Annotated in this window: 13 protein-coding genes; 8 read left to right on the plus strand and 5 right to left on the minus strand. The window is 41.0% G+C overall.

What is annotated here, in order from left to right:
- Nucleotides 1–23 precede the first annotated feature (23 nt).
- The 5 genes from EXT47_RS17765 (at nucleotide 24) to EXT47_RS23880 (ending at nucleotide 6712) form a co-directional block, all read left to right on the plus strand.
- Nucleotides 24–1511, plus strand: a complete 1488-nt coding sequence (locus EXT47_RS17765; RefSeq protein ID WP_240701627.1) for a tryptophan halogenase family protein — start codon at nucleotides 24–26, stop codon at nucleotides 1509–1511.
- A 106-nt stretch (nucleotides 1512–1617) separates the two neighbouring features.
- Nucleotides 1618–2883: an MFS transporter gene (locus EXT47_RS17770; RefSeq protein ID WP_130127210.1), complete on the plus strand. Its 1266-nt coding sequence runs from the start codon at nucleotides 1618–1620 to the stop codon at nucleotides 2881–2883.
- A gap of 6 nt (nucleotides 2884–2889) precedes the next feature.
- Entirely contained in the window at nucleotides 2890–3765 is an 876-nt protein-coding gene (locus EXT47_RS17775) for an ROK family protein (RefSeq protein WP_130127211.1), read from the plus strand.
- Complete coding sequence (locus EXT47_RS17780) at nucleotides 3755–6301, plus strand: family 20 glycosylhydrolase (RefSeq protein WP_130127212.1); 2547 nt, start codon at nucleotides 3755–3757, stop codon at nucleotides 6299–6301. The genes EXT47_RS17775 and EXT47_RS17780 overlap by 11 nt, the downstream gene beginning before the upstream one ends.
- Nucleotides 6302–6538: 237 nt before the next feature.
- Nucleotides 6539–6712: a hypothetical protein gene (locus EXT47_RS23880; protein WP_017218574.1), complete on the plus strand. Its 174-nt coding sequence runs from the start codon at nucleotides 6539–6541 to the stop codon at nucleotides 6710–6712.
- Between the two features lie 49 nt (nucleotides 6713–6761).
- On the opposite strand, the gene EXT47_RS17785 is transcribed toward EXT47_RS23880, so the two are convergent.
- A complete protein-coding gene (locus tag EXT47_RS17785; RefSeq protein ID WP_039493197.1) occupies nucleotides 6762–7280 on the minus strand; it encodes a hypothetical protein in 519 nt (172 codons plus the stop codon).
- A 233-nt stretch (nucleotides 7281–7513) separates the two neighbouring features.
- Nucleotides 7514–8581: a ParB/RepB/Spo0J family partition protein gene (locus EXT47_RS17790; protein ID WP_039493195.1), complete on the minus strand. Its 1068-nt coding sequence runs from the start codon at nucleotides 8579–8581 to the stop codon at nucleotides 7514–7516.
- Between the two features lie 401 nt (nucleotides 8582–8982).
- Here EXT47_RS17790 and EXT47_RS17795 point away from each other — a divergent pair, with 401 nt between their 5' ends.
- From EXT47_RS17795 to EXT47_RS17800, 3 genes are all read left to right on the plus strand, one after another.
- Nucleotides 8983–9195: a hypothetical protein gene (locus EXT47_RS17795; RefSeq protein ID WP_045965510.1), complete on the plus strand. Its 213-nt coding sequence runs from the start codon at nucleotides 8983–8985 to the stop codon at nucleotides 9193–9195.
- A gap of 284 nt (nucleotides 9196–9479) precedes the next feature.
- Nucleotides 9480–9605, plus strand: coding sequence for a hypothetical protein (locus tag EXT47_RS24205; RefSeq protein WP_099644108.1), 126 nt, complete (start codon nucleotides 9480–9482; stop codon nucleotides 9603–9605).
- Between the two features lie 74 nt (nucleotides 9606–9679).
- Nucleotides 9680–9967 (plus strand): IS3 family transposase, encoded by a 288-nt coding sequence (locus tag EXT47_RS17800; RefSeq protein ID WP_084204207.1) that lies wholly within the window; start codon nucleotides 9680–9682, stop codon nucleotides 9965–9967.
- Between the two features lie 72 nt (nucleotides 9968–10039).
- On the opposite strand, the gene EXT47_RS17805 is transcribed toward EXT47_RS17800, so the two are convergent.
- From EXT47_RS17805 to EXT47_RS23885, 3 genes are all read right to left on the minus strand, one after another.
- Nucleotides 10040–12118 carry a winged helix-turn-helix domain-containing protein gene (locus EXT47_RS17805; protein ID WP_039493193.1) on the minus strand — a complete coding sequence of 693 codons (2079 nt, stop codon included), beginning with the start codon at nucleotides 12116–12118 and terminating at the stop codon, nucleotides 10040–10042.
- A 143-nt stretch (nucleotides 12119–12261) separates the two neighbouring features.
- Entirely contained in the window at nucleotides 12262–12801 is a 540-nt protein-coding gene (locus EXT47_RS17810; protein WP_130127213.1) for a hypothetical protein, read from the minus strand.
- 11 nt (nucleotides 12802–12812) lie between these two features.
- Nucleotides 12813–12965 (minus strand): hypothetical protein, encoded by a 153-nt coding sequence (locus tag EXT47_RS23885; RefSeq protein ID WP_017218567.1) that lies wholly within the window; start codon nucleotides 12963–12965, stop codon nucleotides 12813–12815.
- Nucleotides 12966–13569: the final 604 nt, after the last annotated feature.

Consider the following 13569-nt stretch of genomic DNA (forward strand, 5'->3'; position numbering starts at 1 on the left):
TGCCTATGAAAACTCATGTGCCTATGAAAACAATACAGTCACTCACCATCCTTGGTGGCGGTACCGCCGGTTGGATGTGCGCAGCCTACCTTGCAAAGCATCAACCCAATTTATCAATTACGGTGATTGAGTCATCGAGTATTGGCAGAATTGGCGTTGGCGAGGGCTCAACGCCGCATTTGCAGCTTTTTATGCAAAATCTTGGTGTGAAAGAACGCGATTGGATACCCGCATGCCAAGCAAGCTATAAAACCGGGATCTATTTTGATAACTGGAATGGCGACAATGGCAGCTATTTCCATCCTTTCTTCTCTGAAATGGATGCCAAAACAGCGGAAGTCTACTTTGTCAACGCCAACGCCAGACGTCGTGGTAGCGAATATATAGATAAGCCTGAACATTACTTCTTAGCCGCAGTACTGGCCGACAAGCAACAAGCACCTCTGCCACAGCGTCCATTACCAAGGGCGCTTGAATACGGCTATCACTTTGATGCGCAAAAACTTGCGGATTGGTTAAGGGCATTTAGCCTAGCGCGAGGCGTAAAGCATATTCAAAGTACGGTGAGTAGCGTACAGCATCATGCCAAAGAAATTATTGCACTGACACTTGAGTCGGGTGAGCAGGTGAAAAGCGATTTTTACGTCGATGCCTCAGGGTTTAACGCCCTACTGATAGAGAAAACGCTCGAAGTACCCTTTATTTCCTTTGCAGATCAGTTACTCAATGATTCAGCTGTCGCGATTGCCGGCGCTAAAATAAACCCGCTACCTTCAAGCACTTCTGCTATCGCGATGCCGTGCGGCTGGCGCTGGCAGATCCCGCTACAAGGCAGAACCGGACATGGTTACGTATACAGCAGCGCTCATACCACCCCCGAAGAGGCTGAGGCTCAACTGCGTCAAGCCGCGCAACTCGATAAAGGACAAGCCACACATCTCACCATGAAAGTGGGCATGATGGCGCGCTGTATTGAAGGCAATGTGTTTGCTATTGGCCTCGCGCAGAGCTTTATTGAACCACTCGAAGCCACCGCGCTGATGGTCACAGGTTATAGCATTGAGTTATTGAATAGACTGCTTTCGCAACAGCTCAAGGCACAAGCCATCAATCAACAACTGTCAGAGTTGGTGCTCGGTATTAAAGAGTATGTACTGGCACATTACGCCACCAGCAAGCGCGCAGATTCACCGTATTGGCAAGATGCGAAAATCGCAGCACTGAGCTTAAACGAGCTCGATGAGCTGCTCACACACTGGCGTAGCGGTGGTGATTTTGATGCTTGGCTCAACCAACACAGGATGCACTCACCCTATATTCGTCCCAGTTGGTATTGCTTACTTGGCGGCATGGATCATCGCGATAGCACCTGCCAAATGCCCTTTGATCAAGCACCACAGCATATCGAACAGGCGGCCAAGGCCTATCTAACGAAGCTTAGTGATGAGCATTTTACTGCCCATACAACTGCACTGGAACAATTACAGCGAGCACAAGCGTTTCGTGCATAACCCAATTGCGGGTGGTGGTGAGATTCCCCTTGATCTTTTTGTTTGTCTGCCCACAAGCGAGATCGCCACGCCATCACCCGCTCTCTAATGAAGGTGGAAATACAACATGAAAAAAAGCTACCTAGTGATTGCCTTAGTATTGGCAACCTTTTTTACGGTGTCCTTTATCACCAATATTTTAGGCGCGATTTTTCCAGCATTAATAGAAAGTTACAGCATAGGTCTAACGCTTGCGGGGTTTTTCCCGTTCGCCTTTTTTATCGCTTACGGTGTGATGTCTATTCCGGCGGGACTGCTAGTTCAGCGCTTTGGAGAAAAAACCGTTATGCAGCTCGCATTTACCCTTGCAGCAATTGGCGCAACGACCTTTGTGCTCATGCCAACGTTTGCCATTGCCATGGTAGCGTTGTTTATGCTCGGCTGTGCCATGGCACTACTGCAAGTGGCTATCAATCCACTATTACGCGCTAGCGGTGGTTCAGAACACTTTGCCGTGCTTTCGGTGTTTGCGCAGTTGATGTTTGGTGCTGCCGCAACACTCGCGCCTCTGGTTTATAGCAAACTACAGTCTCAAGTCACCACCGCAGAGGGATTTGGCGGAGCGCTGTCTGGTGCTATCCCAGCAGATAAAACCTGGCTAAGTATCTATGCGGTATTCGCTATCCTAAGCGTCGTGATGCTATTACTCTCGCAATTTACGCCATTTAACGCGGTACCGGAGCAGAAAAAGCAGCAGCTGAGCTGGTCACAAAGTATCGGTTTTTTTAAAGATAGAACCGTATTGAAGTTTTTTGCCGCCATCGCCGCTTATGTTGCGCTAGAACAAGGTGTCGCTAACCTCATTTCCGTGTTTTTGCAGCAATATCATGGCCTAGACCCAGCCACCGAAGGCGCAAAAGTGGTGAGCGAATTCTGGTTATGCCTAACCTTAGGCTGTTTACTTGGACTGGCACTACTTAAACTCATTGATGCGCAAAAGCTTTTGATTTTATTCAGCTCTGGCGCCGCTATCGCGCTCCTAAGTGCGTTATTCGGTAGCACTACGGTGGCGCTTATTGCTTTTCCAATTGTGGGATTTTTCCTCTCCATTATGTGGTCGGTCATCTTTGCTCTGGCATTAAATTCATTCAAAACCGGCCATGGCGCAATCACAGGGATTTTATGTACCGGGATCATTGGCGGTGCTTTTATGTCTCCCATCATAGGTTTTGCGGCTGAATTGAGTAACAACTTACAACTTGCTGCCCTGCTGTTACTACTGCCACTTAGCTATATTCTGAGTGTTGGTGTATGGGCTAATCCTTTGATTAAAAATAAAACTTTTGGCAATAGTCAAAAGACGCTGTCTCAACCTCTAAATGAAAATAGTTAAATTACGATGAATCACTCTTTGTTATGTATTGACTTGGGAGGCACCAAAGCGCTTGTGGCTTCGGTTGCCCACACTCAGGTCGAGCAGGTACGCCAGTATGCGGTGCCTAGTCAGGCCAACTTAGACCAAGTTAATGCCTTTGTTATCCGTTTAATCGAAGAAAACCTAACGACCGAAACAACCGGTATTGCGATTGGCGTACCAAGCACACTGGATGTGTGCAGCGGCACCGTGCTGACAACACAAAATATTCCTCATTGGCAAAATGTGCCTCTGAAGGGATTGTTAGAACAGCACTTTTCTTTGCCCGTTGTTGTCCATAATGACGCAAACTGCTTTGCATTTGGTGAATACTTATATGGTGGCCACCATGCCAACAACCTAATTGGCGTATGCCTTGGCACAGGCATTGGTGCCGGTTTTGTGTTTAACGGTAATTTATATACGGGTAACCATAGTGCTGCAGGAGAGCTAGGCAACTTAAGCTATCTTGATGGAATTATTGAAGATTATGCGTCAGGACAGTTCTTTGGGCGACAAGGAATTGAAGGGAGGTGGTTGGCCGAGCAAGCACGCAGTGGCGACCCATTTGCACTACAACAATTTGAAACTTTTGGCAGTCACGTTGGTCATGCACTCGCGCAAGTAGTCATGGTGCTGAATCCAGATGTCATTGTACTTGGCGGCTCCGTGACGCATTCATATGACTATTTTAACGCTGCACTTGAAGCCAAGATGCAGCAGTTGCTTGGCAATGCTTTATATCAATCCGTTCGTGTCATTCCAAGCACCTTAAATCACGCGCCACTTTTAGGGGCATACGGATTGTTTCAACACAATAAAATTAACCATGATAACAAGGAACTAGCCAATGAAGTTTAATCGGCTTATGGCCCTACTTTTTGGGGTGTCGTCACCCCTTTATGCGCTCGACCAAACCGCTGTAAACTGGTTGGGCCAAAATCTTGATGTAAAGTACACCTTGCTTGATAGCAAGCCTAACACCTGCCCCAAGGCACAACAAAAGTGCTATTACTCAGAGCTGAGTTTTAGCGTAGTCACAGAAAATACCAAGGCAAATAATGACTTTGCTATCTTTTTTAGCCAACTGATGCCGATTTACCATGTTGAGGGCGATAACTTTACCATCACCCATATCAATGGTGATATTCACAAAATCACGCCTGCGGCAGGGTTTAGTGGGTTTTCAAGTGCTCCCACTACCGTGCGCTTTTATACCAAGGATTCTCAGGTTACGCGCTCGGAATTTATGCCAAATTATGTTGTAACGGACGCACAGCTTAAGCTCACCCCACAAGTGATCAAAAGCACGCAAACCCAGCGCGATAACGATACAGGACTTGAGCTACAACCTTATCTGACGCCATTTGATACGCTCAACCAGCTGCAAACCAGCAGTAAAGATGACACCCCGTGGATGGGCAGCGAATACTTATATCAACATCAAGTGCAGCCAACACTTGATGCTGCAATTGGGCTGATACCAAAACCTAAACAACTGACAGTGCTGTCCGATAAACGACTCAATCTAGCAGCCGGAATTAATCTGCAACTTTCAGGTATTTCAGCTGATGCTATCGCCATGGCACAACAGCGACTCAATACCCTTGGGGTAAAAAGCGCCAAGGACGGGCTTGTAGTTAATGTCGCTGTAAAGCCAAATAAGCAATCAAGTCCACATTATCAACTGACAGTCGCCGAAAATAATATCTCAATCCAAGCTGATAGCAGCGCCGCTGCATTTTATGCGCTACAAAGCCTTGCAGGACTGTTGGATATTAATGATTTGAGTATTCCCATGGTGGATATTATTGATACACCAAGGTATGACTTTCGTGGTTTACACGTCGATGTTGCCCGCAACTTCCGCTCCAAAGCCTTTATTTTACAAACCATTGAACAGATGGCGGCATATAAGCTAAATAAACTGCACCTTCATTTAGCGGATGATGAAGGCTGGCGCTTAGCCATCGACGGTCTTGATGAACTCACCTCTGTCGGCGCTTATCGCTGCTTTGATTTGACCGAAACTCGCTGCCTATTGCCGCAATTAGGCGCTGGGAATGATAAAAACGCGCAAGTGAATGGCTTTTACTCTGCAGAGGATTATATTGAGATCCTGCGCTATGCCAAAGCGCATCATATCGAGGTGTTACCCTCATTAGATATGCCAGGTCACTCACGTGCTGCAATCATCGCCATGGAGGCGCGATATAAAAAGCTGATGGCACAAGGCAACCCAGAGGATGCACAGCAGTACCGGTTAGTAGAAGCTGCTGACAAGACGCGTTACAGCTCTATTCAACATTATAACGACAACACGCTAAATGTCTGTATTGCAAACACTTATACTTTTATCGACAAAGTATTAAGCGAAGTAAAAGTGCTACATGACCGTGCAGGTGTACCACTCAACACTTACCATATAGGTGCAGATGAAACCGCAGGTGCTTGGCTAGAGTCGCCGGCTTGTAAAAAATTGCAGGCAAGCGTGAAAGATTTTACCAACTTTAACGGTTACTTCATTGAACGGATCGCAAAGTTACTTGATAAAAAAGGAATACAGGTTGCAGGGTGGAGCGACGGTTTAGGTGATGTACGTGCTGCAAATATGCCAGCAAACGTACAGAGCAATGCTTGGGCGACATTAAGCGAAAACGGGCACGCGGTCGCGCATCGCTTCGCCAATCAGGGCTGGCAGGTTGTCTTGTCTAGCCCTGATGTAACCTACTTTGACTTTCCATATCAATCTCACCCAGAAGAGCGTGGTAATCACTGGGCAAGCCGTGCTATCGAAAGCAAGAAGATGTTTGAATTTATGCCAGACAACCTTCCTGCACATGCAGAGATCTGGAAAAATACCAATAACCACGCCTACATAGCCAACGACAGCGACTCATCACTAAACAAAGGGGTTAAGTTTGCCGGGCTCCAAGGGCACTTATGGAGTGAAATGCTGCGCAGTGATGCACAAGCCGAATACATGCTTTATCCACGGCTATTGGCCCTTGCAGAGCGTGCATGGCACCATGCCGAGTGGGAATTACCCTACCAAGCCGGTCGTATATACAGCCAGTCTAGCGGATATTTTACGGCTAAGTTACAGGCGCAACGTGAGGCTGATTGGCAACGATTCGTGGCTATTTTGGGCAATCAAGAACTACCTAAGTTAGCACAAGCCGGAATTGAATTTCGCATTCCCGTCGTCGCCGCAAAACAGCTATCTGGAGCAAAGCTCGACGCTTTTACCGCCATTCCGGGTTTTGTTATCGAAGCACAGCTTGAAAACGGCAACTGGGTGCCCTTCAATGCCTCACTTAATCAAGTACAGGCGCTTAGAGCGGTGCACCCTAACTCTGATCGCAAAGGACGAGCTTTGAGTTTAGAGAAAAAATAACGAATAAGATCAACATGTGATGCTAAGCCCTACTTAGTTCTTAGCATCTCTATCACCATTATCAGCCGCAAAAGAAACATTGAGAAAATGTAATTAATAGCAAAATGTTGAAAAAGTAATAAATATGTTTTAGCTTGGTTGTTGTGTTACTTTTTTGTTCACTGAAGAATAAATCAGATGACATAACTACAATATAATGAGCTCAATCAGAGCCTATAATTTAGAAGGAATACTGAAATGAAATTATCGTTAAACAAGAAGAAAATCAAAGCTCTATCAGCTGACAAGCAAACTGTTCCAGCAGTAATGACTCCACAGGTTGCAGGCGGCGCGCTTCGTTTCAGCCAAGACAGGCTAACGCATTGTGTTGCCAATACGTGTGGTCGCCATACTTGCCCTGATATTTACTAATCGAGAGTAAATAACACAGTTCAGTGCCTCTAAGGAGGCACTTTAAGGCTTACTTAAATTTAACTTTTTTGTCGCTTTTTGTATAAATGCGCGACTCAGGTTCAGTCCACTCGCCGTTTTTCAAGTATTGCGTCGACACCGTAAATTGACCACTCTCAAACTTACTGGTTGATTTCACCTTTGTAATACCATCTTTGTTATTGATAACCTCTTCGTATGCCACAAACTCGCTCTGGTTCAGGACTTCCATTGTTCCTTGGGTGTAGAACCCTGCCGTCGTAAAATAGTAAAACACTAGACTGTTTTTACTTTTATCCCAGAAAATTAATGACTCTCCGCCGTACATGCCATCGTTGATTGAATGTAAGGTACGAATGGCTGTGCCATTTAAAGCCCGCTCCCAGTGACTGACATCCTGCATCTTTGGTTTATCTGAAGGCACATCAAAGTCCGATTGCCAAGTACCAAGATAAGGTGTAAACACCGAGAGTTCTTCATTTAATTTTTCATTAGCCCAAGATAGCGTACTGAATACCACCAATATGGCGAGCCCGAATTTTTTCATCATTTTTATTTCCGTTGATTGTGTCTCACTCAGTATAAAACTCAATACTAAGATTTGCGTAGCTAGTCAATCCCCCTCTGTGGGGCAGTGTCTAATATAGACGGTAATAGCTAAATTGCTTGAGCTACAAAAAACTAAGGAAAATTACGTGAATCCATTCAAACATCAAATGTGACTTTATAACGCAACAAAAAAGTGCGAGATAGCATTACACCAAGTATGCTTTACCTATAACATTAATTATTATCTAAAAATTCAATTACTTCAGCGATTAAAGTAGTCACTTGAGCCCGATCTTCCCAGTTTATATTTTCCCAATCAACACCAAGGTCTAATTCAGAAATATCAGTAAATAAAAGCTTTTTAAGCAATGAACTCGAAGAGATATTCTTAATAATGTAGTTCTGTTTTTTAATACTAGTGGCAGCTTTCCCCTCTAGTGCATCTGAGATTTTTGCACCAATCGCTTTTCGGTCACCAATATTCAATACTTTTTTATCGTGTTGGACCTTGTAATCATTTTCAATTTTCAAAACGATCTTTTTTACTTTTACAAAAGAAAAGCTTAATCCATTTTCGTATGCTCGAATGACCTCTGGGTACCTTGTTAAAACATTGTAGTTATCAAAAGCCCCAAAAGAAATACCAAGATATTTTGCCTTTTCCCTAACTGTAATTCGCTTTTCACCAATTTTAAGGCGAGCTTGATCCAAATAGTCCACTTCCATCATCGCAGCTAAAAATGCTTGAAGCTTACCGTATTGAGGAAGATCCTCTCTACTAGCATTTTCTTGAAACTGTTTAACTTTTGAGAGTATAGGCTTGCGCGCATAGACTTTAAACTGAGCAACATGGCCAAACCCATAAGCGAAAACCAGTGCAAAAAAGCGTCTGTGCCCAGTTAGTATCTGATACTTTCCATCATCGATAGGGTATACCGTAGGCACTTGGATCATTTCAGAAACAGCTATATTTTCTCCAAGCTCAACGATTGACTCAATTGTTGTATTCGCCTTTTTCCATTCACTTGAGCCATATTTAAGACAATTTATGATGCAAGATTTACCAACAAGAACATAGTTCTCCCCGTTGTATAGATCACATAGTTTACGCTTAGATATCGCTCTCGATATAAACTGTTTTGCATGTTCATCTTCAATAAAAATACATGGCATAAACCTAGCGTTGGAAATGTCCGGAGTAACCGAGCTGAGAAAAAGTGATTTATACTCAAATGATTCACTATGCAGAAACTCTTTGTTATTCAGTGTCGCAAGTAGAAGCTGTTCAAGGTTTTCAGCCATAATTCCAGATGACTCCGTATTAATATTTAGGTACAACAAACAGGTTGCACGCCTGTAAGGCACGCTCCCTATAAAATTTAATAGCTCAGATGCTATCTAAGGATAAGAGTAAAGTGTGTCATTATATTGCAACTTAAAAGGGTTTAGTATCTTTTAGTAAAATAATTACTACGATACAAATTGACACTAACGCCCTACACCAATTTCCCACGCCCCACCAAAGAATAAAAATAAAAGCTTAAAAATCAAAATTTTAAACTTAAACATTTGCTAGGGTAGATAAGAATTCATAAGTACCAAATAAAACTTTTCCTCTGTAACCTTAAAGATAATATATAAGTACACAACTTCAACATCGAGCCGTACTTCATGTTAAAGCTCAACAGCAAAGTAGGTTACTCATGAAACAAAATACAATAGAAAAAACATCTAATCATACACTTTCAAGCAGAGAGTATCAGCTAATCAAGTGGGCATATAGTCATGGCTACTCTAAGGGACAAGCAAACGGCTTAGATGGTGTTTTTATTAGTTCCAGTGCAATACAAGGGTTACTTGATACCGATTTGCATAAAGAATTTGATACACAAAACTTTATAACTGACCTAGCTTAAAGCGCTCTGAGTGTGTCAATTTAAACTAGGTAAAAGTACTCACTCATATAATTCCGACAAGCCTGACTGACCGCAAAATTATAATAAACGAATCAGTCTGAGCTTGCTGGCTTTATGCACAGCTTAATTACCAATCAATTTCAATAATATTGCGCCTTCTTTTGTGTTTGTTTATTTGCATATAGCCTAATATTTCCAGAACACACTGTGATGATGAGCTCTAATTAATGTCTCACGAATGAGATTCGCTGTTTAAAGAATGTAATGATACATAGCATGATGGTATGGAAGCGTCTGATATTAAACGCCTCAAAGAGCTTGAAGAAGAAAATCGTAAGCTAAAAGATATGTTTGCAACGCTTAGCCTAAAGCACTCGATGCTTGAGGATATCATCGCAAAAAAGCTGTAAAAACAAGTAGGCGCAGAGCTTGGGTAGAGCATTTAAGAGCTCAATTTAACGTCAGCGTCGCATTTGCTTGTGAAGTGGCAGGGCTAAGCCGCTCAGTTTTTTATTACAAACATAAACGGCCGTTAGATGATGAAGTTATCGATGCATTACTTGCGCTGGTAGAGCGCCATCCTAGGTGGGGGCTGCCTAAGCTATTCAAAAGGCTTCGCAATAAAGGTAAGCCGTGGAATAAAAAGCGTGTTGAACGCGTTTACAACATGCTAAAACTAAACTTGAGACGTAAGGGGAAGCGCCGTGTTCCAACAAGAACACCTGAACCATTAAGTGCACCGACACAACATAATGAATCGTGGTCAATATGACACCAATTGGCTATCTTGAGGCTGTATAGAATTCTACGAAATAGCTGTACTAAATTGGGTGGAGTTACATACTCATCGATTAGTATCTGCATAAATTAGTGAATTTGAAGATACACTGACGGTATCTAAAACTAGCTTTGAACTTCCCTGAAGTATATATATATCATTAATAAACATATTATTAGGTAATTCGGATGTTATGAGCTCAGGTTTAAAATCACCCAATTCAAATCTATATTTGAATATGTTCTTTCCGTCCGAGTGAAATAGCTCACCCTCTCTTAATGCAAAGGAATCTATAAAATAGCTTTTTGTTATGTTGGCTACATTTTTAGTACTCCCATCACTCTCTTTAACCCAGACACTTCCTTCAACATCGACATATATATAACTTCCATTTTTATAGGGGGCAAACCAGCTCACCTTGTCTAACGGTAAAAGAATCATTTTCATAGCATTTAGGTCATAGAGAAATGCTTGGTTCTGTCTCAATTTGTCATTCTTTATTAAGCCAAAAACAACATTTTCAGATTTAAATCCAATACTTATTGGGTAGTTTTTTAGTGTAACCTCAGCTCGCAATTCTCGAGTTATTAGGTCATAGACCTTAAATGAATCCTTATATAGGAAGAGCGCCGTTTTTGATTTCTCAGCAAGATCAAAGTCTAAAATATTTCCTACCATCCAAGGTTCCTCACCGTCAACTCCAGAACCTGTAAGTATTAATTCTTTAGACCCATTACTGTGTTTCTTAAGGTAAGCGTTGAATTCACCTTTGTAGATCGCCTTAAATTCATCTTCGCTACTCACGTAGAGAGGACTGAATTTCCTTTCTTGCAAATCGAAATCATAAATATCAAAAGAGTATGGAACACTCACAGCTATGATCTTGTTATTACTCAAATTGTATGCGAGCGAGTAAGCGCTTTTCTTATCTAACTTTTCGACTTTTGATAAAGAAAACTTATTCAATGAAAAGTAGACTATAGCCTGATTGATATTATCAAACCACGATATTGAGTCATTCTCTTTATCGTAACTCACTCTCCATATTCTTCCTTCTGTTTTATATAAGCTTGTTACCTCTGTACCTTCAATGTCTGTCACCATTAATTCCGTAAAACCAAACTGCACTCGCTCAAAGTATACCTTTTTACCCAGTTCATCAAAGTAAAGAAAGTTATCTCCAAATGAGCTAAGACTTGGAGAAGTGATCTGGTATTCATCACCTGATTTTATATTTCTAATCATAACTGTAGATAAGTTATTATTATTTCTATAGCCAAACTTAGAATATATTATTGTTTCATCGCTTATTCCGGCCATTACACGCTGCCGTTCATCGCAATTCATAATAAACTTTTGAGACTTTTCCTTATCCTCTAAATCAACTTTCCAAATTTCACATTGGCTGTTTCTAATCTTTTTAACGAAAAGCTCGCTAGACTTTAAAGACCAACCTGAAGGAGAAAGATTAATACCTTGATGTGAAAGCTTATTTTCTTGGTTTGTCACTAAGTCTCTAACGATAACACTAGAAAACCCTTCCCCTTCAGGAGTAAATTCAAAAGCAATAAATCGTTCAGATGGGTGTATGATGATCGAGTTGTAACTACCTTCAAGCCAAGAAATTGTTTTCTCATCAACACTAACTTCTCTCACATCTACATCACGTGTTTTAAACGATATAAAAACGAATATCAGACTTGTGATTAGCATGGCAAGTACAAAATAGAAAATAAACGCCGTACGAGGGGGAAAGATTTTTGGTGTACTATCGTGAGGATAAGACTCGGATGTGTTTTCGAAATAAACGATTTCAGGCTCAAGGAAAAAGCTATAACCTTTACTGTAGTGCGTTTTAACCACAATACCTTGCTGCTTGTTTGAACGTAAGATCTTTCTTAGTTCAGACATAGCGCGATTAATAGCATTATCATCTACATAGCGCTGACACCAAACACTCTCAACAAGGTCTTGCCTTGTTACGACCGACTCATGATTAACAATAAAATAACAAAGTAGTTTAAAGATAAGAGGCTCCAATTCTCTGGAGACTTCGCCATCAAATATTCTTTGTGACTTGGGATCCAAAACCCATTCACCAAATCGAACTTCTCTAACTTTCCTTGAAAAACTAACTTCGTTCATTATTTACTTTTAGCTATAAATACCCACTTAATCATTCTACTCAATAAGTACAATAACTCAACAATTACATAGCGAAAACAAATAAAACTTAAAAAAAACAACTACAAAAATAAAACATAATACCAACTTATGCAACAAAAAAACTACATACAACCATGGTTATTATCTATAATATTGATGTCGATTTTTGATTGCCACTCAAATGACACATCATTAGCTACAAACGTATAGCTTCCTTTTTCTTTGCTCTGGATAATAATTTTCGCAGATACCCCTCTATTACATAGTGTTACTAATTGTCCAACCTTGAAACCTTCATCAGTATCACCAGGCATCCTGATAACACCATAAATCGTCCTACTCTTCAATTTCATAAGTAAATCACCAGAGCTGAACCCTTGTTGATCAAAGCTATGCTTTCTTATCCAATTAACTAAGCTGGATGATGTGGCTAATATTTTTTTTTCTTCATTTTTTTCATTGAGATACTTAATTAAAATATCTCCTTCAAAAACTTCTACATTTTCCGAAGCTAGAAACTCAAAAGCAATCGCATTTTCATATGCATACACGAGTTCAACTCTTGGAGGCTCTACTTCAATAGTAAAAGATGGTGAAGTAGAAGCAGAGATCATTAAAGAATATGTAGTGAAGCACCCTAATAATGCCTTTCCTACATTCATTACTAACAATTCTAAAGTTTAGGTTCTGGATCGGCGACACTATGTGTGGTAGTCACAATACCATCCGTATTACCGCCTACAACTTTTTTGGTTAAAGACTTATTAAAGTGACCTTTATCATTTAATTCTTTTAGATTTCTTTTTATAAATTTCAATTTAAGCATGATGTCTACACCTTTTATGTTTTTTCTTCGTAGTTATAGTCTCAGTCAACCTTTCAGCTCAACCGTCCCACTCCAGAGTACAAACAAAGTGTAAAAAGCAGTAATTATCAATCCTTAGAAACAAATAAGAAAATGATATTTATAGCTTTATTATGGATGAAGATAATGTTTAATATGATTTCTTAGATGGCTATTGACGATAATATTTATAAAAAAGTTTTCGCAAAATATGCTAATTTTTAGTTTTATTGGCGGGATAGTAGTGCTTTTCAAGCTAGTAGAAACACAAGGTAAAGAACGAAACCTGTTACCTAAAGACCATCAGGTCATTAGGTAACAGATTTGTAATTCCTCTAATTATACGCTCTAAATAACCTTTTAGCTTTACTTAGCTCCTGTAAGTCCGGATGCTACTTCAAGCCCTACTTACATATTGCTACTAAACAAATTCAAGGTATATCAATGTACTTATCAAAGTTCTCTTATTATTTGGTATTTGCTCTCGTCCGCAGGTAAGTCAGCTTAGTCAAAGAGAGCATTCTTAAGTCACTAAACTGAAGAATATCTCTAGATAGTACATAGCTAATACCTATTACCGACTATT

This window comes from Pseudoalteromonas sp. CO342X, assembly GCF_004208915.1.
GTDB lineage: Bacteria > Pseudomonadota > Gammaproteobacteria > Enterobacterales > Alteromonadaceae > Pseudoalteromonas > Pseudoalteromonas maricaloris.

Coding starts and splice junctions, on each gene's coding strand:
- EXT47_RS17765 (WP_240701627.1), top strand. CDS start 24: ATGAAAACAATACAGTCACTCACCATCCTTGGTGGCGGTACCGCCGGT.
- EXT47_RS17770 (WP_130127210.1), top strand. CDS start 1,618: ATGAAAAAAAGCTACCTAGTGATTGCCTTAGTATTGGCAACCTTTTTT.
- EXT47_RS17775 (WP_130127211.1), top strand. CDS start 2,890: ATGAATCACTCTTTGTTATGTATTGACTTGGGAGGCACCAAAGCGCTT.
- EXT47_RS17780 (WP_130127212.1), top strand. CDS start 3,755: ATGAAGTTTAATCGGCTTATGGCCCTACTTTTTGGGGTGTCGTCACCC.
- EXT47_RS23880 (WP_017218574.1), top strand. CDS start 6,539: ATGAAATTATCGTTAAACAAGAAGAAAATCAAAGCTCTATCAGCTGAC.
- EXT47_RS17785 (WP_039493197.1), bottom strand. CDS start 7,280: ATGATGAAAAAATTCGGGCTCGCCATATTGGTGGTATTCAGTACGCTA.
- EXT47_RS17790 (WP_039493195.1), bottom strand. CDS start 8,581: ATGGCTGAAAACCTTGAACAGCTTCTACTTGCGACACTGAATAACAAA.
- EXT47_RS17795 (WP_045965510.1), top strand. CDS start 8,983: ATGAAACAAAATACAATAGAAAAAACATCTAATCATACACTTTCAAGC.
- EXT47_RS24205 (WP_099644108.1), top strand. CDS start 9,480: ATGGAAGCGTCTGATATTAAACGCCTCAAAGAGCTTGAAGAAGAAAAT.
- EXT47_RS17805 (WP_039493193.1), bottom strand. CDS start 12,118: ATGAACGAAGTTAGTTTTTCAAGGAAAGTTAGAGAAGTTCGATTTGGT.
- EXT47_RS17810 (WP_130127213.1), bottom strand. CDS start 12,801: ATGAATGTAGGAAAGGCATTATTAGGGTGCTTCACTACATATTCTTTA.
- EXT47_RS23885 (WP_017218567.1), bottom strand. CDS start 12,965: ATGCTTAAATTGAAATTTATAAAAAGAAATCTAAAAGAATTAAATGAT.